The organism is Pedobacter jeongneungensis (assembly GCF_039538295.1).
GTDB lineage: Bacteria > Bacteroidota > Bacteroidia > Sphingobacteriales > Sphingobacteriaceae > Pedobacter > Pedobacter jeongneungensis.
On the sequence record NZ_BAABBY010000002.1, the window covers coordinates 193,052 to 215,294 of the forward strand.

24 protein-coding genes and 2 tRNA genes are annotated in these 22,243 nt (G+C 37.1%); 18 read left to right on the top strand and 8 right to left on the bottom strand.

What is annotated here, in order from left to right:
• Nucleotides 1-5 precede the first annotated feature (5 nt).
• The 8 genes from ABD769_RS04490 (at nt 6) to ABD769_RS04525 (ending at nt 6,101) form a co-directional block, all read left to right on the top strand.
• Nucleotides 6-308: a hypothetical protein gene (locus ABD769_RS04490; protein ID WP_344849784.1), complete on the top strand. Its 303-nt coding sequence runs from the start codon at nt 6-8 to the stop codon at nt 306-308.
• A 159-nt stretch (nt 309-467) separates the two neighbouring features.
• A tRNA-Leu gene (locus tag ABD769_RS04495) sits at nt 468-549 on the top strand.
• Between the two features lie 525 nt (nt 550-1,074).
• Nucleotides 1,075-1,156: transfer RNA gene (locus ABD769_RS04500), tRNA-Leu, on the top strand.
• 136 nt (nt 1,157-1,292) lie between these two features.
• Complete coding sequence (gene tig / locus ABD769_RS04505) at nt 1,293-2,648, top strand: trigger factor (RefSeq protein WP_344849785.1); 1,356 nt, start codon at nt 1,293-1,295, stop codon at nt 2,646-2,648.
• Between the two features lie 52 nt (nt 2,649-2,700).
• Nucleotides 2,701-3,057, top strand: coding sequence for a four helix bundle protein (locus tag ABD769_RS04510; protein ID WP_344849787.1), 357 nt, complete (start codon nt 2,701-2,703; stop codon nt 3,055-3,057).
• Between the two features lie 157 nt (nt 3,058-3,214).
• Complete coding sequence (clpP, locus tag ABD769_RS04515; protein ID WP_138822840.1) at nt 3,215-3,922, top strand: ATP-dependent Clp endopeptidase proteolytic subunit ClpP; 708 nt, start codon at nt 3,215-3,217, stop codon at nt 3,920-3,922.
• Entirely contained in the window at nt 3,906-5,144 is a 1,239-nt protein-coding gene (clpX, locus tag ABD769_RS04520) for an ATP-dependent Clp protease ATP-binding subunit ClpX (RefSeq protein ID WP_344849788.1), read from the top strand. Before clpP ends, clpX begins: the two co-directional genes overlap by 17 nt.
• A 93-nt stretch (nt 5,145-5,237) precedes the next feature.
• Nucleotides 5,238-6,101 carry an AMP nucleosidase gene (locus ABD769_RS04525; protein WP_344849789.1) on the top strand — a complete coding sequence of 288 codons (864 nt, stop codon included), beginning with the start codon at nt 5,238-5,240 and terminating at the stop codon, nt 6,099-6,101.
• 504 nt (nt 6,102-6,605) lie between these two features.
• Here the strand turns inward: ABD769_RS04525 and ABD769_RS04530 are convergent.
• Nucleotides 6,606-7,466 carry a sigma-70 family RNA polymerase sigma factor gene (locus ABD769_RS04530; protein WP_010601359.1) on the bottom strand — a complete coding sequence of 287 codons (861 nt, stop codon included), beginning with the start codon at nt 7,464-7,466 and terminating at the stop codon, nt 6,606-6,608.
• Nucleotides 7,467-8,203: 737 nt separating this feature from the next.
• Between ABD769_RS04530 and ABD769_RS04535 the strand changes: the two genes are divergently transcribed.
• The 3 genes from ABD769_RS04535 to ABD769_RS04545 are packed head-to-tail and all read left to right on the top strand — an operon-like array spanning nt 8,204 to nt 9,259.
• A complete protein-coding gene (locus ABD769_RS04535; protein WP_344849790.1) occupies nt 8,204-8,524 on the top strand; it encodes a hypothetical protein in 321 nt (106 codons plus the stop codon).
• Between the two features lies 1 nt (nt 8,525).
• The gene (locus tag ABD769_RS04540) at nt 8,526-9,017 is read left to right on the top strand and encodes a DUF2975 domain-containing protein (RefSeq protein ID WP_344849791.1); all 492 of its coding nucleotides are present in this window, start codon (nt 8,526-8,528) and stop codon (nt 9,015-9,017) included.
• Between the two features lie 35 nt (nt 9,018-9,052).
• A complete protein-coding gene (locus ABD769_RS04545) occupies nt 9,053-9,259 on the top strand; it encodes a helix-turn-helix domain-containing protein (protein ID WP_344849792.1) in 207 nt (68 codons plus the stop codon).
• 425 nt (nt 9,260-9,684) lie between these two features.
• On the opposite strand, the gene sucC is transcribed toward ABD769_RS04545, so the two are convergent.
• The 7 genes from sucC to ABD769_RS04580 all read right to left on the bottom strand — a co-directional run bounded on the left by sucC (nt 9,685) and on the right by ABD769_RS04580 (nt 15,497).
• Nucleotides 9,685-10,884, bottom strand: a complete 1,200-nt coding sequence (gene sucC, locus ABD769_RS04550) for an ADP-forming succinate--CoA ligase subunit beta (protein ID WP_113951366.1) — start codon at nt 10,882-10,884, stop codon at nt 9,685-9,687.
• Between the two features lie 426 nt (nt 10,885-11,310).
• Nucleotides 11,311-11,619, bottom strand: a complete 309-nt coding sequence (locus ABD769_RS04555; RefSeq protein WP_344849793.1) for a hypothetical protein — start codon at nt 11,617-11,619, stop codon at nt 11,311-11,313.
• Nucleotides 11,620-11,723: 104 nt separating this feature from the next.
• Nucleotides 11,724-12,491, bottom strand: a complete 768-nt coding sequence (locus tag ABD769_RS04560; RefSeq protein WP_344849796.1) for a ferritin-like domain-containing protein — start codon at nt 12,489-12,491, stop codon at nt 11,724-11,726.
• Between the two features lie 138 nt (nt 12,492-12,629).
• Complete coding sequence (locus ABD769_RS04565) at nt 12,630-14,189, bottom strand: DUF4153 domain-containing protein (RefSeq protein ID WP_344849797.1); 1,560 nt, start codon at nt 14,187-14,189, stop codon at nt 12,630-12,632.
• A gap of 13 nt (nt 14,190-14,202) precedes the next feature.
• Nucleotides 14,203-14,508 carry a hypothetical protein gene (locus tag ABD769_RS04570; protein WP_344849798.1) on the bottom strand — a complete coding sequence of 102 codons (306 nt, stop codon included), beginning with the start codon at nt 14,506-14,508 and terminating at the stop codon, nt 14,203-14,205.
• A 54-nt stretch (nt 14,509-14,562) separates the two neighbouring features.
• On the bottom strand, nt 14,563-14,859 hold the full coding sequence (locus ABD769_RS04575; protein ID WP_344849799.1) for a winged helix-turn-helix domain-containing protein: 297 nt from the start codon (nt 14,857-14,859) through the stop codon (nt 14,563-14,565).
• Nucleotides 14,860-14,861: 2 nt separating this feature from the next.
• Entirely contained in the window at nt 14,862-15,497 is a 636-nt protein-coding gene (locus ABD769_RS04580; RefSeq protein WP_344849800.1) for a hypothetical protein, read from the bottom strand.
• Between the two features lie 191 nt (nt 15,498-15,688).
• Between ABD769_RS04580 and ABD769_RS04585 the strand changes: the two genes are divergently transcribed.
• The 7 genes from ABD769_RS04585 to ABD769_RS04615 all read left to right on the top strand — a co-directional run bounded on the left by ABD769_RS04585 (nt 15,689) and on the right by ABD769_RS04615 (nt 22,186).
• Nucleotides 15,689-16,339: an ABC transporter ATP-binding protein gene (locus ABD769_RS04585; protein ID WP_344849801.1), complete on the top strand. Its 651-nt coding sequence runs from the start codon at nt 15,689-15,691 to the stop codon at nt 16,337-16,339.
• A gap of 126 nt (nt 16,340-16,465) precedes the next feature.
• The gene (locus ABD769_RS04590; RefSeq protein WP_344849802.1) at nt 16,466-16,945 is read left to right on the top strand and encodes an ATP-grasp domain-containing protein; all 480 of its coding nucleotides are present in this window, start codon (nt 16,466-16,468) and stop codon (nt 16,943-16,945) included.
• 1 nt (nt 16,946) lies between these two features.
• Complete coding sequence (locus ABD769_RS04595; RefSeq protein ID WP_344849803.1) at nt 16,947-17,555, top strand: HAD family hydrolase; 609 nt, start codon at nt 16,947-16,949, stop codon at nt 17,553-17,555.
• 3 nt (nt 17,556-17,558) lie between these two features.
• Nucleotides 17,559-19,049 (top strand): S41 family peptidase, encoded by a 1,491-nt coding sequence (locus ABD769_RS04600; protein WP_344849805.1) that lies wholly within the window; start codon nt 17,559-17,561, stop codon nt 19,047-19,049.
• Nucleotides 19,050-19,198: 149 nt separating this feature from the next.
• Nucleotides 19,199-19,465: a hypothetical protein gene (locus ABD769_RS04605; protein ID WP_344849806.1), complete on the top strand. Its 267-nt coding sequence runs from the start codon at nt 19,199-19,201 to the stop codon at nt 19,463-19,465.
• 50 nt (nt 19,466-19,515) lie between these two features.
• Nucleotides 19,516-20,610 (top strand): DNA-processing protein DprA, encoded by a 1,095-nt coding sequence (gene dprA, locus ABD769_RS04610; protein ID WP_344849807.1) that lies wholly within the window; start codon nt 19,516-19,518, stop codon nt 20,608-20,610.
• A 214-nt stretch (nt 20,611-20,824) separates the two neighbouring features.
• Nucleotides 20,825-22,186 (top strand): pyridoxal-phosphate dependent enzyme, encoded by a 1,362-nt coding sequence (locus ABD769_RS04615; protein ID WP_344849808.1) that lies wholly within the window; start codon nt 20,825-20,827, stop codon nt 22,184-22,186.
• The last annotated feature ends 57 nt before the right edge of the window (nt 22,187-22,243 follow it).

Below are 22,243 nucleotides of genomic sequence, written 5' to 3' on the forward strand. Positions count from 1 at the left end.
CTATCATGAAAAAAATATTAATATTATCCCTGTTTGTTGCTGTGATTTCTGGCTGTAGCCCCTTAAAAGATGCAAACCACACCGGCTCTGTTACCGCAAGCGGAACTATTCAAAAACTTGGAATGACAACCTTTCAATATGGTACACACCTGTTAAAAGCCGATAATAAAACTTATGCTTTAAAAAGTGGCTCTATAAATCTTGATACCTATTTAGATAGAAAAGTTAAGATTAAAGGAAGAAAAGTTAAAGGCTACCCAATAGATGGTGGTCCGGAGCTGGTTGATGTAACACTGGTTGAGTTTTAGAGATGGGAAATATGTAAAATGGAAAATGTAAGATGGATGATGTGCGGCAGGTCAAGTTCATCCATCAATAAATAATCAAATTTATGCTTAAACAAAACACCTTAAAAATTTGATTATTCAATTTAGTTTCTATCTTTGCAGTCCTTAAAACATCCTAATGCGGAAGTGGCGTAATTGGTAGCCGCACCAGACTTAGGATCTGGCGCTTCACGGCGTGGGGGTTCGAGTCCCTTCTTCCGCACAACACGATAAACCGTTCCGATTTAAAATCAGAACGGTTTTTTTATGCCCGAATTGCATGGTTTGTGTTCCCATGGTTTGCGTCCCCATGGTTTGTGTCTCCACAAACCATCTAAAAAAATCTAAATCGTCCTGTAAGGACGACTGATAGGTAGCCAAATTGAAAAATTGGCGTTTTCGTTCCGTAGGAACGTTTGGTGTTTACACATAAATAGTACTATTAGGCCCTGCCAACTAAACCCGATGGAAGCGGTACCTCCCGATTTTAAATCGGGATAAAGCGTACAGCGGGAATGTATCATCCTAAGCGCTACTGAACCTGCTTTCCAAAAAATAAAGTCTGTCCCCATGGTTTGTGTCTCCACAAACCATCGCAAAAGCTCCAGAAAATCTTTTTTGGTAATTTTTTCTCCTTAAAAACTAAATAGTTATCGTTTTTTGATCAAAATAATCAATAAAATATTGCCGAGGCCTTTTGATTATTCAATCTTGTTTCTATCTTTGCAGTCCTTACAACATCCTAACTGCGGAAGTGGCGTAATTGGTAGCCGCACCAGACTTAGGATCTGGCGCTTCACGGCGTGGGGGTTCGAGTCCCTTCTTCCGCACAACAAGATAAAGGCCGTTTCGATTTAAACATCGAAACGGTTTTGTTTTTAAAAACATTGATTAATAAAAATTGATGTGGAATTAGAGCTTGAAAAAGGTCTCACATCTCACATCTCAATACTCAATCTCATAAAAATGAATATTACACAGGAAAAAACCGGCAACTTAAATGCTGTTGTAAAAATCAAGATCGCACCTGCTGATTACACTGCTAAAGTAGATAAAGCAATTAAAGATCAGGCCAAAAAAGCACAATTACCTGGTTTCCGTAAAGGAATGGTTCCTGCGGCTCACATTAAAAAAATGTACGGCAAAAGTATTTTGGTAGAAGAGGTGAATAATTTGTTAAACGATACCCTATCTAACTACATTGCTGAGCAAAAATTAGAAATATTAGGTCAGCCACTTCCTAAAATGGATGATGAGCGCGAATTTAAATGGGATAATACAGATGATTTCGAATTTGATTACGAGCTAGGTTTAGCACCTGCTTTTGATGTAAACGTTTCATCTAAAGATAAATTTACCGAGTATGTAGTTAAAGCTGATCAGGAAACTTTAGAAAGCCGCATCAAAAATATCCGTCGCAGCTATGGTAAAATGACAAATCCTGAGGTTTCGGCTGAAGATGATGTTTTATATACCGAATTAACCCAGGTAGATACTGATGGAACTGCGGTAGAAGGTGGCATTACCAGTACTGCTACAATCCGCTTAGATCAGGTTAAAGATAAGAAAATCCTTAAATCGTTAATCGGTTTAAAGAAAGATGATGAAGTGACCATCGATATTCAAAAAGCGCTTGAAGATGCTGCAGTAATTTCAAAAGCTTTAAATATTTCGGAGGAAGAAGCTGCAGAATTAAAGGCAAATTTCAAACTTCACGTTAAAAACGTTAACCGTTTAGAAGAATCAGACTTAAACCAGGAGTTTTTTGATAAATTATTTGGCGAAGGTGTAGTTACTGACGAAGCTGGTTTCAGGGCAAAAATTACCGAAGAAGTAGAAAGTATGTTTAAACAGGATGCTGAGCGTAAATTATCGAACGATATTTATGAAGCATTATTAGTTAAACACAACTTCGAATTACCTGACGAATTTTTACGCCGCTGGTTAAAAGCAACCAACGAAAAATTAACCGACGAAGAACTGGCAGAAGGTTATGATGATTTTGCTAAAAACCTGAAATGGACTTTAATCGAAAATAAAATCATTAAAGATAACAGCATCGAAATCAAATATGAGGATGTAGTTCAGGCAGCTAAGGCAAAATTAGATGCACAGTTCAGAATGTACAGCCCAAGTCCGCTTCCTGAAGATCAGTTAGCTCAATACGCTGTTCAGTTTTTACAGGATAAAGAAAATGCAAACCGTGTTTTCGAAGAAGTAAAAGCATTAAAAACTTTCGAGCAAATCAAATCTGTTGTTACTTTGGAGCAAAAGGATATTGATTACGACAAGTTTGTTGCGCTGGTAGAGAAGAAAGCATAGGGCATAGCGCCAGGTGATTTTAATATCATAATAAAAAATCTTATTTTGCTATATGGCAAAATTTAGATTTCAAGACTTGCTAATTTGGCAGAGAGCCATAACGGTAGGTAATAAGTTAATTGATATTTCTGAAAAATTAGAAGAAATAAAAAAGTTTAGATTCGCAGAGCAGCTTCGAGGAGCTGCTCTTAGCGTATCTAATAATATTGCAGAAGGATCTGGCTCCAATTCCACGCCCGATTTTCGACGGTTCTTAAACTTTGCACATCGGTCTATTTTCGAAAATGCTAATATTCTTTTAGTATTAAATTTAAGATTACTAGTTTCTGACAAGGATTTGGCAGATTTGTTAGAAGATTTAGATATTTTAGCAAGGATGATTTCCAGCTTTTCTAAAAGTTTGAAATAGTGAGTGTGCTATATTGTCATAGATTCTGATATGGTATGCTCTTTGTCTAAACCAATATAATTGAAATATTATTTATATTTTGGTTTTTTATTATTCACGAAACTATGGGGAACTGGAGCTCAAAACTCTATGCCCTCTGCTAAAAAACTCATAACTCATGAACATAGATTCACAAGAATTCAGAAAATTTGCCGTTAAACATCAGGGGATTGGCGGTTTACACGTAGATAAATTTATTGCTCAAGCTAATTTGAACCCTAAGAGCATGACACCATATATCATCGAAGAACGCCAGTTGAACGTAGCTCAGATGGATGTTTTTTCAAGGTTGATGATGGACCGTATCATCTTTTTAGGTGATGCCATTTATGATCAGAATGCCAATATTATCCAGGCGCAGTTGTTGTTTTTACAGTCAGCAGATGCAGATCGTGACATTCAGATCTACATTAACTCGCCAGGTGGTTCGGTTTATGCAGGTTTAGGTATTTATGATACCATGCAGTATATCCAGCCAGATGTAGCAACGATCTGTACTGGTATGGCCGCTTCAATGGGTGCTGTTTTATTGGTTGCAGGTGCTAAAGGAAAACGTGCTGCTTTACCTCACTCAAGGGTAATGATCCACCAGCCATCAGGAGGTGCACAAGGTGTGGCATCTGATATGGAGATCAACTTGAGAGAGATGTTGAAATTGAAAAAAGAATTATACGATATTATTTCAGAGCACTCTGGCCAGACTTACGACTGGGTAGAGAAAGCTTCAGACCGCGATTACTGGATGACTGCCGATGAGGCAAAAGGATTTGGTATGGTTGACGAAGTATTATCGAGAAACGCAAAGAAAGATGGCGAAACAAAATAAAGAATCCCGTTGCTCATTCTGCCATTCTGGCAAGCATGAAACTTTAATGTTGATTGAAGGTATGGATGCATTTATCTGCGATAAATGCGTTACCCAGGCCAACCAGTTACTTGCGCAGGAATTAGGAACCAAAGGGACAAAAAATATTCAGGAGGCGATAAACTTATTAAAGCCTCTTGAAATTAAACAACACCTTGATCAGTATGTAATTGGTCAGGATGATGCTAAAAAGGTACTTTCCGTTGCCGTTTACAACCACTATAAACGTTTAAACCAAAAGGTTGATAAAGACGAGATCGAGATTGAAAAATCGAACATCATGTTGGTGGGTGAAACTGGTACAGGTAAAACACTTTTGGCGAAAACCATTGCTAAAATTTTGCATGTGCCTTTCTGTATCTGCGATGCAACTGTATTAACAGAAGCAGGTTACGTGGGAGAGGATGTGGAGAGCATCTTAACGCGTTTATTACAGGCGGCAGATTATGACGTAACAGCAGCAGAACGTGGTATTGTGTACATTGATGAGGTGGATAAGGTTGCGCGTAAAAGCGATAACCCGTCTATTACCCGTGATGTATCAGGAGAAGGTGTGCAACAGGCATTGTTAAAGATTTTAGAAGGTACTGTGGTTAACGTTCCACCTCAGGGCGGACGTAAGCACCCGGATCAGAAAATGATCCCGGTAAATACCAATAACATTTTATTTATCTGTGGTGGTGCATTTGATGGCATAGAACGCAAAATCGCCAACCGTTTACGCACCCAGGCTGTAGGTTACAGGGTAAAGAAAGATGAGACCGTATTGGATCTTAAAAATCTTTATAAGTATATTACCCCTCAGGATTTAAAATCTTTTGGATTAATTCCCGAATTAATTGGTCGTATTCCGGTTCTTTCGCATTTAAACCCATTGGATAAGGAATCTTTAAGAAACATTTTAACCGCACCTAAAAACTCATTGATCAAGCAATATGTTAAGCTTTTTGCTTATGAAGATGTAAAGCTTGTTTTCGATGAAGACGTTTTAGATTTTATTGTAGACAAAGCAATGGAATATAAATTGGGGGCACGTGGTTTAAGATCGATCTGTGAAGCGATTATGCTCGATGCGATGTTTGATACGCCAACGCAGACGGATGTCAGGGAGTTGCATATCAATCTCGATTACGCGATAGAGAAATTTGAAAAGGCCGACTTTAAAAAGTTGCAGGCCGCCTAAAAAATCAAATCCTTCCCGTAATTCGGGAGGGATTTTTTGTAATATAGTATTGTTAACGCTGTGCGCCATGCGCCAGGCTCTAAACTAAATGATATGAACGAAGAAAAAGACGTAAAAAAAGACGAGGAAATTGTAGAAAAATCAAAAAAAATAAAAGAGGTAGAATCTCCTGTTAAATCTGGATTGAAATCCAAAGATGAAATTGTTAAAAACTGGTTGCCACGTTATACCGGCCGGCCATTAGATCAATTTGGTGATTATATCCTGTTGACCAATTTCAGCAAGTATGTATCCATGTTTTCAGAGTGGAACGATAATGCACCAATTATGGGTTTAGATAAACCTATGCAAAGTGTTACTGCAAACGGGATCACCATCATCAACTTCGGTATGGGAAGTCCGCTGGCAGCTACTATGATGGATTTATTAACAGCCATTAAACCTAAAGCGGTGCTGTTTTTGGGTAAATGCGGTGGTTTAAAAAAGAAAAACCAGCTAGGTGATTTAATCCTGCCAATTGCGGCCATCAGGGGGGAAGGTACATCAAACGATTACCTTCCTGCAGAAGTGCCGGCATTGCCGGCGTTTGCTTTGCAGAAAGCAATTTCTACAACAATTCGTGACCATGGCAGGGATTACTGGACCGGAACCTGTTACACCACCAACCGCAGGGTTTGGGAACACGATAAAGAATTTAAAAAATATTTAAAAACTTTACGTGCAATGGCTGTTGATATGGAAACCGCAACGATTTTTACTACCGCATTTGCAAATAAAATTCCGGCAGGGGCATTGCTTCTGGTTTCTGATCAACCCATGATCCCTGAAGGTGTTAAAACTGCGGAAAGCGACAGCACTGTAACCGAAAGATATGTAGAAACACATTTACGTATTGGTATCGATTCGTTAAAACAATTGATCAATAACGGATTAACTGTGAAACACTTGTTGTTTTAATTTGGGTATATTATTTTAGAGTTCCGTCCCTCAAACATGTTCAAGGTCTATTAATAATTTGTTTTTGTAAATTAGAAGCTAAAATAAATTATTAATAAAAGGGTTTTAAGTAGCTAAGTCGTCATTGCTAGGCACGAGGCAATCTTAAAGCTATCGCTATAAACAAGCACATTAAGATCGCTTCATTCAATGAAAAATTGGTTTCGCAATGGCTGTTGCCGTAAGATTCGATATTGTTAATAATCATCTTGCTTCTAAACGTCCATTAGAAGTCCTATGTAGAGTTTTATCATTCTGCCCTTTTTTAAGGCTTTTGCTTGTAAGTTGAGTATTAAGAGTTTCGTCATTTCGAGCGGAGTGCAACGCAGTCGAGAAATCTATCGAGGCAGATCTCTCCACTCCGCGATGCTCCGGTCGAGATGACGATCTTGTTATTATATACCACTAGTAAACAAAAAAGACCAGCGTTAGCCGATCTTTTAATATTTTTGTAAATCTATTCTCTTATCCTAAATAAGATTTTAAGATTTTACTTCTTGAAGTATGACGTAAGCGTTGTAGCGCTTTATCTTTAATCTGACGAACACGCTCGCGTGTTAAGTTAAATTTCTCACCAATTTCCTCTAAAGAAAGTGGGTGGTTAGAACCTAATCCGAAGAATAAAACAATAATTTCTCTTTCTCTCTCTGTTAAGGTAGATAAAGAACGTTTAATTTCTTCCGATAACGATTCGTTGATTAATGAACTGTCTGTGTTTGGTTCGTGGTTTTCCAATACATCCAGTAATGTATTTTCTTCGCCCTGAACAAAAGGAGCATCCATGGATACGTGACGGCCAGAGTTGCTCAGTGTGTCTGAAATTTTGTCCACTGTAGTTTCTAAAATGTCAGCCAGTTCTTCCGGAGAAGGTTCACGCTCGTATTCCTGCTCTAATTTAGAGAAAGCTTTACTGATTTTGCTTAACGAACCTACCTGGTTTAATGGTAAACGCACAATACGGCTTTGCTCAGCAATTGCCTGCAAAATTGATTGACGGATCCACCAAACAGCATAAGAAATGAATTTGAAACCTTTGGTCTCGTCAAAACGTTTCGCCGCTTTAATTAAACCCAAGTTACCTTCGTTAATTAAGTCTCCTAAAGTTAAACCTTGATTTTGATATTGTTTTGCAACAGATACAACGAAACGTAAGTTGGTTTTAGTCAATCGCTCTAATGCAGCCTGATCGCCCTCACGAATCTTTCTTGCTAAAATTACTTCCTCTTCTGCTGTTATTAAATCTACTTTACCAATTTCGTGCAGATATTTATCCAGGGATTGACTTTCACGGTTGGTAATAGATTGCGTTATCTTGAGTTGTCTCATTTATACGAATTGTGTGCTCTTTAATTATTGAGTGTGCAAAGTTACGAAATTGTATGGCATTCTGAAAGGATAAAATGCTGAAAATGTTGCCGTTTGCACAATTTTTTTACAGTTTTACTTACAACAAAAATCATTCCAAATAAAATCCTGTCGCTATTTGCCAGCTTTTAGAGGTTATAGTTGATATTCAATTATTATTTATTGTAAATCAATAAATTTATTTTGATTTGTAATAATTTATTTTCTATGTTTGTTCTATAAATAATTAAATAAATATGACGTTTCTCAAGTTTCTATTTTTTAAGCTAAAAAATAATTCACCTAATCTCAGGAAGGTTTTGGAGTTAAGAATTTCTGTCAGATTTTGTTGTTTGCAGTGCTCATTCAATTTGAATTGAATTGTATGTTGAAATTATTTCTATCCCTATAAACAACTTAAAAAAAGAAAGCAATTAAACCATTTAAAAAATGAGTAATACAGTGAAAATTTTGAAAGGATGCGCATATAGCCTTATTTTTTACGCCGTGGTGTCAGCAATATCGCATATTGTTTATGCCGTGATCGATTATAATAAGGGTACTTTGAGTTTTAATGTTTCCCGTACGCTGCCTGATGTAACCCGTAAAGTAAACGGTTTCACATTTACTGGACAAGAAATAGGCGTAATTAACATAAAACCCAGTCTATCACAGGCAATCGTGTTAGAAAATGGAGCTTTAGTGATGGCGGTGCAAGTATGGTTTTTTATTTATTACTGGGTACGGCGATTATGCTGGTATTAAAGTTTAAAACTATCAATATTTATGCGATAGATGAATGGCTTATTTATCAGCTATTGGTTGCTGTAATGTTCCTGTTTTTTGCTGTCACCATCGGTGGGAAGTACATCATGGATAATTATGTAGAGACGTTAACAAATGGTGCCTTTAAGTATCATGATGATTTAAACGGTTTTTCCAGTCTGTTCGGAATGGGGTTGATTATACTCGCCAATGCAACCTATCAGTTTATTGTGTACACGAGAAAACTAAAATTAGAAAACGATTTAACGATATAATATGAAAACGCAAAATCAAATCAGGCTGATTAAACTTGGTTACGTAGCTACGCTCGTAGCTGTATTGCTATTTTCGCTTAAAGATATGTCCCGTGGTTTTGAAGATGGTTATACTGACAGAGGTAATGGAGGGATATTTGGTTTCGTACATGGCACGCTTATCTTAACAATTACTTTCTTCAGTGCGAGGGTACTAATATACCTGTACCGCTTTATCGATTCGGTTCAGGTAGGTAATGTTTTTAGTGAAGAAAATACAAACCGTTTAAAGCGGATGGGCTGGTATTGTACTGCTATTCCGTTTCTGCTGTTTATTTTTAATGCAATGGATTATGTTCATTCGTCAAATAATAATGAAGGTTTAATATTTAAAATCGCTCAAAATGTAGACTTCCAGATCTGGTTGCTGATTTTTGGCTTAACGCTTTTAACAATAGCTTTTGTATTTAAAAAGGGAATTGAGCTTAAACAAGAAAATGATTTAACCATCTAGGTTAACTGAAAACATTCCTAACTTTACCGATCCAAATGCCTATAATAATTAACTTAGATGTAATGCTTGCCCGACGTAAAATGTCGCTAACCGAATTGAGTGAGCGGGTAGGGATTACGATGTCTAATTTATCGATACTAAAAACCGGTAAGGCAAAGGCCATCCGTTTAGAAACACTCGAGGCCATCTGCGCGGTTCTGGATTGCCAGCCGGGCGATATACTCGAATTTCGGGGAGGGTAATAAGATAAACCTGCGTTTGATCGGCCTAAGCACCACAAACCCTGGTTAAATAAACCTGATAGAACGAAAATACTTTTTAATTGCAGCAACCCTAAATTTTATTGTCATGCTGAGGTACGAAGCATCTGCAACCGATGAAACAGATGTTTAGTGCCTCAGCATAACGGCTGTTGTTTAAAAAGATTGAAGTGATAGCAGGGCTTGCGGAACCGAAATGTGCAGAAACTTGCTTTTCAAAAAAAAGATAGCCACCTGATGCGCCTTAGTACATTTAAGTCGTATTACCATTGAATTGCTGGTATAGATAGTATTAAGGAACACTCCGTCCTGCGGACACCCCTCTGAAAGAGGAGGAATAAAAAAGCCTTCCAGTTTTCACTGAAAGGCTTCAAATATAATATTGCTTAAACTTTAGTCGTTAAAAATTATGCTTGTTCTGCCAAAACTTTGGTTACTAAATCTGCTGCTTCTTTTAAAGCAATTGCAGAGTACACCTGTAAGCCAGACTCATCGATTAATTTTTTAGCTTCTTCGGCATTTGTACCTTGTAAACGGCAGATGATTGGCACCGGAATGTTACCGATTTCTTTATAAGCATCAATTACACCTTGGGCAACACGGTCGCAACGCACAATACCACCAAAAATATTAATTAAGATAGCTTTAACGTTAGGATCTTTTAGGATGATGTTGAAAGCTGCTTTAACGGTTTGAGCATTTGCAGTTCCGCCAACGTCTAAGAAGTTTGCAGGCTCACCACCGGCAAGTTTGATGATATCCATGGTAGCCATTGCTAAACCGGCACCGTTAACCATACAACCTACGTTACCATCAAGGTTAACGAAGTTTAAGTTAGATGCACTTGCTTCAACTTCCATTGGATCTTCTTCAGTTACATCACGCATTGCTGCATAATCAGGGTGGCGGAATAAACCGTTTTCATCCAGGTTAACTTTAGCATCAACTGCAATTACCTTATCATCAGATGTTTTTAAAACCGGGTTGATTTCGAACATTGAAGAGTCGGTTGCTTCGTAAGCTTTATATAATGCCGAAACGAATTTCACCATTTCTTTAAAAGCGTTACCGCTAACACCAAGGTTGAAAGCAATTTTACGTGCCTGGAAACCTTGCAAACCAACTTTAGGATCAATTTCTTCTTTGAAGATCAGGTGTGGTGTATGCTCAGCAACTTCTTCGATGTCCATACCACCTTCGGTACTGTACATGATGATGTTGCGGCCTTTTGCACGATCTAACAATACTGAGATGTAGAATTCTTTAGTTTCAGAAGCACCCGGATAATAAACATCCTGAGCCACTAAAATTTTGTTCACTTTTTTACCTTCCGGACCGGTTTGAGGTGTAACCAATTGCATGCCAATAATATCGGTTGCACGTTGTTTAACTTCATCAAGGTTTTTGGCCAGTTTAACACCACCACCTTTACCGCGACCACCAGCGTGGATTTGCGCTTTAATTACAACCCAGTCAGAATTGTAATCTACTTTCAGTTGTTTAGCAGCCTCAACAGCTTGCTCAGGAGTATCGGCAACAATTCCTTCTTGAACGTTAACACCGAAACTTTTTAATATCTGTTTACCCTGGTATTCGTGAATATTCATCTGTTTATATTTTTATCTTTATCTGTCAGATGGAGCCTCATATAATCAAAATAATTATTTTAATCATATCGGGTTCATTTGCTACAAAATTTGCCCAAAGCTACAATTTCAAACCCTTTAAACAAATAGCAAATGCCGATTTTTTCAGAAAATGAACGTTTTATGTTAATCGGGAAATTAGTGCCTGTAATGGGCACTGGTTTATGATGTCATGCTTGATTTCGCAGATATTTTTTATTTGAAAGTGAGGGGCCGGTTCTTCGTGGCGGCTGGTAGTCCTGCTTTACGCTACAAGTCCTCACTACGCTCCGGGCTTACCGCTGCAATCAGGCTTAAAAACAATGTTTGTTACTGTCAGGTGCAAAAAAATATTCCTCTACGCTAATCATCTTAAATCTGCGGCAACAGAATGGTTAATAGCTTCTGTTAACTACCTGCTAAGGGCGTTCCGAAGATTCCCACAGCAAGCTCTGCCCAAATTAAAAACAGCGCTAATAAAATAACAACCAGAATTACTGTTCTTAACGTACCTGTTTTAAGGTTTCTGATTACCAGTTCGATGGCCAAACCTGTACTGAGCAATAGTGCGCCCGCAGTCGCAAAATCGGTTAATGTCCATTTTACCTCGTTGCTAAACTGCATAGCTATTAATGGAATAGCCAATAATGCGGCTGTTAGTGTTAAAACAGCGATAATTCTTAGTTTACCAGAATTTAATGTTTCCTGAATTTTCATGATTTTATGTAATTTACTGATTAAAAATTAATTTTTAATTCTCCCGATACATTTTTGCATCAGGAGAAATCCAGCCGGAGCTGGAGTGGTGGAGCGGTTAATTATTAAAGAACTTCATTCATATTCATTGCTGGCTTAAAAACTTCTTCACGATCATATAGTACTACTTTACCCGTTACTTTTTTGAGTTTAAACCATATTTTAGTCATGTATCTGCTAAAATTTAATTTGCCGGCCTTGAATAACTTTTTGTGTGCAAACCAGATAATCAGATTGGTGCAGATAAAAAAGCAGGAGTAGGCATGGTAAGAAACCCACTTTGAAAAGGCACTTTTTTGATTAAAAATAATGTACAGGCGTTCTTTTTGAAAAGTAATGTGCGAGGCTTCATCAATTAAAATATCCGTACAGATCTGTTTTAACAAAGCACAATTTGTTGCATCTTTTAATGCCTGATAGAATACCTGTGCAGCACTTTCAACCGTAATTACAGCAATCGTCCAAAGCTCCATGTTGGTATTAAAGTATCTTATTTTCCGGAATAAGCTGTCGCCCCAATCTTTTTTAATTCGCTGTTCACTAATTAAATCGAGGTATTTACCTAAGTTGTTGCCATGTTTTTGCTCCTCTTTGATGAAAAGCTTAACCGCTTCCAGATACTCTTCATCATTTATAGATTTCGCATATTTTTTTGAGGCGTTAATCAAATGCGTTCCTTCTGATGTTTCGCCAAGCTGCCAGGCCTGCAGCGATTTTAGGATATTTTGTTTTTCCGGCTCCGAAATTTCAGGTTTAAGTGTCCAGTCAATCCTGTTAATTTTGCTGTTATTCGAGAATTGATTCACCCAATATGCCGAGGTTTGTATTTTCATGATATTGCAGATTAGCTTATACTTCAGTTGGTGTATAGGTTGAAAATTTTGTGAACCGCACGGTTTAAAACAAACCAGGCTAATGCAATTAATGCCGACGCCATTGCCATTACTTTATATCTTTTATCCATTTTGCTTTTATTTATTCAGTCCAAAATATTCTGCTGTATTCCAGTCCTGTAAATTCCACGATAACCAGCTCGATCCTTCGTAACGCGTTTTGAAATAGTCAATTCTGTTATCCAGTTTTCTCATTAATGCTTCTTCTGGCCTGTCTACCTTAGCAACTTCCGAGTCGTTATTGGTAGAAGGATGGATTTTTGCCCTGTTTTTATCCAGAAAAGGAAGAGTTTTTTCTGATAAGGATGTTAGATAATAAGGATCGATGGAAACAGCATCAACATGGTTTAAATTATATTTCACAATTAAAACATCCCAGTTGATGAGGCTAAAAGTTAACAATAATGCAAACCAGATATTTCCATTTACCTTGAAGAGATAGAAAATCGTTTTCTGTCTGGCTACCTTGAAATAAACTGTAGCGAGACCTATGATACAAAGTGTGGCAAATACCAAAACACCGATTCTTTTATGGGTAAGGCCATGAAATTCGATGTAATAACCATCACGGATAAATACAGATATGATCAGGATGAAATTCTGAACCATCCAGGTATAGGCCAACAGCCTTAACGTTTTACTTTTATGGTAAAAGTTTAAGTTGCCCCTAAAATAATAGAGGATTACGGCCATGGCCATTACAATACTGAAAATTAAGGAATTTGTGCCCTGATGCAGTTCTCCGGAGAAATTGCCGGTAGGTTCGCAGCCAAACCAAAGTGTGGTAATATCAATGATATTTAGCAATAACAATAGCAGGTTAAGTGCAGCAAACGAAATAATACCAACAATGTATTCCGTTTTTAATGCCATTTTTCTTGTTAACAGGTTGCCTGTAAATGTTTCTATAATATTGTACCATAATGATTTATGTCCTAAACCTAGTCTAGTGCGTACCAATTGCTCTCTGCATTTCAATTCTGCTTTCTCCAGGCTTTTATTAAAAAATGCCAGCAATAAACCACTGGTTAAAATCAGGCCAAAAAAGAAGTGCATAATACGTCGGATACTTAAATCCTTGAAAAAGAAATGGAGCATATTTTCAAAGAAATTACCAATGCTGGTGAGTAGCGCCTCTGCATAATGAGCAAAAACATTGCTGGCTGCGGCATATAAGCAGGCAAAAATGGTTACAATGATTACCGGGATAAAAATGTATTTGATTAAGGTGAAAACAGGCTTCAGTTTAAAATTACCGATGCTGATTTTACTTAAGTTTTGAATCGCATTAAACGGAACAGTTACCATTTGTAAAATGGCCGCAAGAAAAGCGGTGAAAATTGTTCTGATCTGTTGATTATGACTAAAACCAATAAACAGCAACAGACTGATGTAGTAAGCTGCCACTGATAAATCGGAATTGTTGATTACCACCAGCACTGCGGCCAGTAAATGTGCTAAGCCATAAATTTTAAGTTTAGTGCTTTTTACCACATCTGGATTGATAAAAGTAACGATCAGCAGGTAAATGCTGTAAATAAGCAAGTTAAGGGCTAGCCGCTCTTCCCAAAAAAGGAGCGTAAATAGCAAACCGCCAGATAGGGCAGAGAGGAGTAAAAGGTTCGATTTATTTTTCATTTTATAATTTTGTCTAAAAAATGTGGTGAGTTGCGAGAGAAATATATAAAAGACTTAAAGGGATGTTCAGTAGCATAGCAATGATCGTTGCCATATAACTTTTCCAATAAGCGCGGTTATAAATAAGTTCTAATAAAAGAACCAATAAAAAGATACCATTTACTACAAATGCTAACAGGACGTAAATTAGTCCTAGCTCAATTAAATAATTGGCGTGTGATATCAGATAGGTTATTAAGATGATGGTTCCGATAACAGCAGAATAATAAGCAAGTTTTTTGCCGACATAAATCATTTGAGGTTCTGTGGTTTCTTTCATATTTATATTTTAAAAGTGCTTTGTATTTCAAAGTAAATAGTTAAAAAAAATAGCTTATAATTCCTTTATCATTTTTTCTAGTGCATCCAGGTGCGCCTTAAAGGCTTGTTTGCCTAAAGCCGTGATAGAGTAGGTGGTACTGGTTTTTCTGCCGATAAAACCTTTGTGCACTTTAATAAATTCGGCCTGCTCTAAGGTGTTCAGGTGTGAGGCAAGATTGCCGTCTGTTAACTCAAGCATTTGTTTCAGGTCGTTAAAACCAATTTCGTCATTTACTACCAGCATCGACATTACGCCGAGCCTGATCCGGCTATCGAATATTTTATTTAAATCTGCTATCGGGTTTTTCATCCTTACTGACCTCTCTCATATTTAAAATACATTAAAAGACCATAAACGATGTGCAAAACACCAAAGCCAAATGCCCAGAAAATTAAGCCATAACCTATATAAAACATACAGATTAAACCTAATATTACTTCGCAAAAGCCTAAATAACGGATATCACTATAAGTATATTTACTGGCATTGATCAGCGCTAAACCATAAAAAATAAGGCAACTTGGGGTAATAATGCTATAGGTATTCGGGTGGTTAATCAATAAAGCAATAATGAATAAACCTCCTGCTGCCAAAGGAACAAATAGGTTGAATAAAAGTGATTTAGAAGTTTTATCCCAGATCGGCAGGTTATTTTTCTGACTTTTCCTGTAAGTAAACAAAATTCCGCCAGCCAAGGCGATAATCAACACGAAAACACCCAGTTTAATCAGGTTAAATTCCAGGTCCATTTCTCCATCTACACCATACCCATAACCACGTTTATTTATAAACTTATTAATTTCATCATTGGCAAAATAGGCACCGATTAATGCAATCACCCCCGCAAAAACACCAGACAAGCCACTCAAAGAGATAAATCTCGATGACCTGTCCATCATTTGTCTGATATCTTTTAAGGCATTTAATTGTTCTTCCTGATTGCTCATTTTAAAAGTGCTTTGTTTTTCAAAGTTAAATAGAAAATTGATATCTGCAAATCTTTTTTTAATAAATATGATTACACAGATATTGGATTACGCAGATTTTATTAATGCTTTGCCCTTTATGCTTTAGTATTTGTATTTTGCCTTTAAGTCTTTGGTCTTTGCCCTTTAAGCTTTTTTACTAAATTTGAACCATGCTAAAAGCCACTGGAATAAGAAAATCGTACGGAAATCTGCAAATATTAAAAGGTGTAAATTTTGAAGTACAAAAAGGGGAGATTGTCAGTATAATTGGTCCATCTGGTGCCGGAAAAAGTACCTTGCTGCATATTTTAGGCACACTGGATAAACCTGATGATGGCGCGGTAGAGTTAAAGGGAACTGTAATCAATAAACTAAGCGGCGACCTCTTGAGTGCTTTCAGGAACCAGAATATTGGTTTTGTATTTCAGTTTCATCATTTATTGCCTGAATTTAGCGCCATCGAAAATATCTGTATTCCGGCATTTATTGCAAAAACGAATAAAAAGCAAGCCGAAACCAGGGCGTTAGAGCTTTTGGATCTTTTTGGGTTGAAAGACAGGGCACAGCATAAACCCAATCAGTTATCAGGCGGTGAGCAGCAGCGTGTTGCCATTGCAAGGGCGCTAATCAATAATCCATCTATTATACTGGCCGATGAACCTTCAGGAAATTTAGACTCTGAAAATGCTGCGGGATTGCATCAATTATTCGTAACCCTTCGCGATAATTTCAATCAGACTTTTGTAATTGTTACCCATAACGAACACCTTGCCAAAACCAGCGACAGGGTAGTAAGCATGAAGGATGGACTAATCGTATAAAAGCTAGGATTAAATGATGTATGATTTTTTGGAAATAAAAACAGACATTCAATCATTCAATTATTCACTAATTTATTCATTCACTAATTTATTCATTCACTAATTTATTCATTCAATAATTAAATCTTGAAAATACTCATTACCGGCGGAAACAATGCTAAAGCCTTAAAGCTGATGAAAGCATTCCCAAGCCATTTTGTTCTACTGGCCGATTATGGCGATGTGCCGGGTATCATAACCGAAAAATATGCCTTTTCATCTTTAGGTATCCTGAATAAAGACAGTATCGCCCATATTTTACTCAATTTCTGCATTACCGAAGCCATAGATTGTATCATTCCTCTGCATGATTATGAAATTGAGCCTCTGGCAAAATCAGCTGTACTTTTTGGAGAATATGGTATTCAGGTTTTGCTTCCTGAAGCGGATAACATTACAGATTATATAGATAAAGATGGCGCTGTTTTTCAGTATTTTGCTGTATTTATCCATGGCGACTGCATTTTCTCCAGTGAAGAAAATTCAGCGCTTAAAAAAGTTTCTCCTACATTTAATGGTGTATTTGGCTATAACAATGCTGATGACCTAAAACTTTTTACAATTTAATATGGACGCATATCAATACGTTGAAGATAAACAGCTTGTCATTTTTGAGTTAGACAATGTGCTTTTTCCAGAAAAAGACTATTTGTTGCAGGTTTATTACCTGTTTGCACAGTTTATAGAATATACCGAACAAAAAAATGCGCAGCCTATCATCGGCTTTATGCAGGCTGAATATGAAAATAACGGAACAGAAGGTCTTTTTGAAAAAACAGCTAAGCAATTCGGGATTGATGAGAAATATAAATACAATTTCGATCTCCTGCACTTAAATGCGCGTTTGCCATTAAAGTTACTGCTTTATAAAAACATACTTGAGTTTATGCAGGAGCTTGTTGTAAACCGGAAACAGATTTTTATTGTAACGGCCGGTAATCCGGAACAACAACTCAATAAAATTAAGCAAACAGAGTGGAACGGATTGGAGCAATACCTCACCGTTTACTTTACCGAAGAACTTGGACAGTCAAAAGCAGAAATTTTTCAGAACATACTAAACAACAATAATTTATCGCCTGATCAGGCGTTAGTTGTTGGTGCAAATAATTTTGATGAGCAACAATCTAAATTAATTAATTTGCCGTATATTGTGTCACTAGAAATTTACAAATAAAATATGCTAAAAAGATTGACTTCGCAAAACGCATTTTTATACGCTTTGCTTGTTGTGGTTGGGTTTACGGTATCCTGTAAGAAATCTTCAAACAATACTGATGCAAATGGGGTATCGCAGGGTGCTTCGGGAACCAGGGATGAATTAACCAAAGATTCGATTTACCTGTATGCACAGCAAACTTACTTTTGGAACGTGGGGATGCCGAGCTACTCTTCTTTTAACCCGAGACAATATACGTCAAATAATGCTGTTTTAAATGCCATTAAAGCTTTGCCCAGCACAGGTGGAAAAGATAAATATTCTTTTATAGATGATGGCAGTGTTGCCAGTCAGCTTGGTGGGGTAGGTGGCGATTATGGCTTCTCTGCCAATTTTGAAGGCAACACCGACACACTTCGCGTTAAGTATGTATATGCTGGTTCTCCTGCAGCTGCAGCAGGTTTAACAAGGGGAGATAAAATTAAAAGAGTAAATGGAAGAGTCGTGTCAAGAGCCTCATCAGCAGAATTAGACTATCTGAACAATGCCATTTTCGGAGATAATGCCGCTGTTACTTTAACGATAGAGAAAAATAAAGTTTCAAGCGATGTTACTGTTACCCGGGGCACCTACAATATAAATCCTGTTTTATATACCAATACTTACACAGTTGGTGCGAAAAAGATAGGTTATATTGTATTTAACAGTTTTACCACAAATGCAGTTCCTGCTTTGGATGCTGCTTTTGCAAAATTTACAACAGATGGTGTAACCGAACTTGTTGTAGATTTAAGGTATAACGGCGGAGGTTCTGTAGCTACGTCTGAAACGTTTACAAATTTAATTGCACCTCCTTCGCAAAACGGAAAAGTGATGTACACTACCTACTGGACCAAAACCATGCAGGATGGAGCAGCAACCATTTTGCAAAACCAGAAATTTTATGCCAAAGGCAACGATGGTGTAACAAGACTATATTCTTATGCCGATTATTCATATAAACCAACATTGGCAGCCGGAAATCAGGAAAGTTTTGCTAAAAGAGGTACGTTAAATGGCTTAACAAGAGTTTATTTTCTGGTTACCGGTGGTACAGCTTCAGCAAGCGAATTATTAATCAATAACTTAAAGCCTGTTATAGATGTGAAACTAATTGGTAAAACCACCTATGGCAAACCTGTTGGCTTTTTCTCTATCAGAATTGATAAAAATGACCTTTATATCCCACAATTCCAGACTAAAAATCAATTAGATCAAGGCAATTATTTTTCAGGTATGACTGTTGATAAAGATGTAGCAGATGATTTATCTAAGGATTTCGGAGATCCATCTGAAAAAATGCTAGCACAGGCTCTATATTATTCTGCAAATAATAATTTTACAGCCCTTGCAAGAGATAATAACTTAAGCAGCACTTCAGGAGCTACAAGAGGTCAGATAGATGCTGCAAACGAAAAGCTCGACCATGAGTTTAAAGGAATGGTTGAAACCAGGGCATTGAAATTTAAGTAGTTAACCTATTTTATAACATAAAAGGCCGGTTTTGTAGTTCAAAACCGGCCTTTTTTAATGTATTAATTTACAATAAATGAATAAATAAGAGTTGCATTTTTTCTAAAAAATTGATAAGCTTGTTTAACATTAATCGTTAAAGAGACACCATGCCAATAGAAATTGTAGAAAAGGAACACATCAGTTATTTAAACATCATCAATGCAAAAGAAGACCACACCGTTGAACTAAAATCAAAACTTGATGAAGCGCAGCGACTTGGTAACGAATTTAAATCTAAAGCTGTTATCACATTCAATACCACCATAGGTCCAAAACGCGTTGATACCACCGTTTGGTCTGTTACTGAAAAATATATACAACTCAAAAATAATATCCATATTCCACTGAAAAGTTTAATTGACATCGATTTTTAGGCTTGCTTTAAGGAAATAAATCATCCCGCATTTATTTAACCTTATAAAATATGAGCACGCTGCACAAAATTGCCTTAACTTTTATTAAATCAATTGGCCCTGTAACAGCCAAAAACCTTCTGGCCTACTGCGGAAGTGCAGAAAATATATTTTCGGCATCAAAAAAACAGCTATTGCAGATTCCGGGTGTAGGCGAGAAGACTATCGAAGCCATTCGTGGAACCGATGCTTTAACGAGGGCACAGCAGGAGTTGGATTTTGTAGAAAAACATGGAATAGACGTATTGTTTTTCTCTGATGAAAAATACCCCAAACGTTTAAAAAACTGTTACGATTCGCCCATCCTGCTTTATGCCAAAGGAACCGCCGATTTAAATCATAAACGTATCATCAGTATTGTTGGGACCAGAAATGCAACGGCTTACGGAAAGAACCTCTGTAAAGAACTCTGCGAAATCTTAGCACCTTATAATGTGCTCATTGTAAGCGGACTTGCTTACGGAATAGATGTAGCTACCCATAAAGAATGTTTGGCTAATAATATTCCTACGGTTGGAGTACTCGGACATGGTTTAGATCGTTTATACCCAAAGATCCATATTGCAACTTCACAGCAAATGGTACTGAATGGAGGTTTATTAACTGAGTTTCCTATTTTGACCAATCCAGACCGGCCAAATTTTCCACAACGTAACCGGATCATTGCAGGCATTGCCGATGCCACTATTGTGGTAGAAGCTTCGATAAAAGGCGGTGCATTAATTACTGCCGAAATTGCCAATTCTTATAATAAAGATGTTTATGCATTTCCGGGCAGAACAACCGACGTTTTTTCGGAAGGCTGTAATTTTCTGATAAAAACCAACAGGGCGGGTTTAATCAATAATGCGTACGATCTGATTTATTATCTCGGTTGGGATGATGAAATAAAGGAAAAGAAAAAGGATGCGCAAATTACGTTGCAGTTAAGTCTTACACCCAACGAAGAAAAAGTGGTTAATGCTTTGCAAAATGGTCAGCTTTCTATCGATGAGCTTTGTATCCGGTTAAATATTCAGCAAAGCAAATTATCCATAGTAATACTTACTTTAGAAATGCAGGGGATCATTGTTTCATTACCAGGGAAGATTTATAAACTGGTGTAATTTAGGTTGTCAGTTAGATCTTCTATTTCGTTACGCTACAGTCGGAATGACGAACTCCTAATCTGAAATTGCGTTTTGCCCAATAATCAATCTATAATGCCTATTATAATTATAGATTATGAAATTAAATTTTGTTTTATTTTTAATTTACAAATTTTGTTTCAAATAAAATATAGTTTATAAAATACTTAATGCCTTTGCTTAATTTTGCATCATGTGGTACAATAATATTTTAGAAACCATTGGTAATACGCCATTGGTAAAATTGAATACGATTATAAAAGGTGTTCCGGGCACAATCCTGGCCAAAATAGAGACTACTAATCCGGGCAACTCGATTAAAGACCGTATGGCGGTTAAAATGATCGAAGATGCGGAGAAAAGCGGGAAGTTAAAACCAGGCGGAACCATTATTGAAGGAACATCAGGAAATACAGGCATGGGCCTGGCCATGGCGGCCATTATTAAAGGTTACAAATGTATTTTCACCACAACTGATAAACAATCGAAAGAAAAGGTTGATGCCTTGCGTGCATTCGGCGCTGAAGTAATTGTTTGTCCTACAAACGTAGAGCCGGAAGATCCGCGTTCGTACTATTCAGTTTCATCGCGTTTAGAGCGTGAAGTTCCAAATTCATGGAAACCTAACCAATACGATAACTTAGCAAATTCTCAGGCACATTACGAACAAACCGGTCCTGAAATCTGGGAGCAGACAGAAGGTAAAATTACGCATTTAGTGGTTGGTGTGGGTACTGGTGGTACCATTTCAGGAACTGGAAAATACTTAAAAGAGAAAAATCCAAATATTAAAATCTGGGGAATTGATACCTATGGTTCGGTTTTCAAGAAATACAAAGAAACAGGCATTTTTGATAAAGATGAGATTTATCCTTACATCACCGAAGGAATTGGCGAAGATTTTCTGCCTGCAAACGTAAACTTTGATGTGATTGATCTGTTCGAAAAAGTTACGGATAAAGATGCTGCTTTAATGACGCGTGATATCGCCCGTAAAGAAGGGATTTTTGTAGGTAACTCCGCTGGTGCTGCTATTGGCGGATTGATCCAGTTAAAAGATAAATTAAAACCCGAAGATGTAGTGGTGGTGATTTTTCACGATCATGGTAGCCGTTATATGGGTAAAATGTATAACGAAGACTGGTTACGTGAACGTGGATTTTTACAGGATGAGAAATTGACTGCAAAATCAATCCTCGCTAAGAAAGAAAATACTGAAATTGTGACCTTAGATACTCAAAAATCGGTATTGGAAGCGATAAATACGATTAAATCAATGAATATATCTCAAATTCCGGTTACGCAACAGGGAATGATTGTAGGTAAAATTGCAGAAAGTGATATTTTAAGCGCCTTATTGGAAAATCCGGGTTTAAAATCTGCGCCAATTTCAGAAATCATGACGGCTACCTTTCCGTTTGTTGATCTGAATACGTCGATTGACAAAATTTCTTCGCTGATCAATAAAGAAAATTCGGCCGTATTGGTAGAAGATGAAACCGGTAAGATTGAAATTATCACACAGTACGATATTATTAATGCAATATCAGGCTAGGGGGATGTAAGAGGGAGGATGTGAGATGAACTACAGAAAGTTTCGATACTTAACATC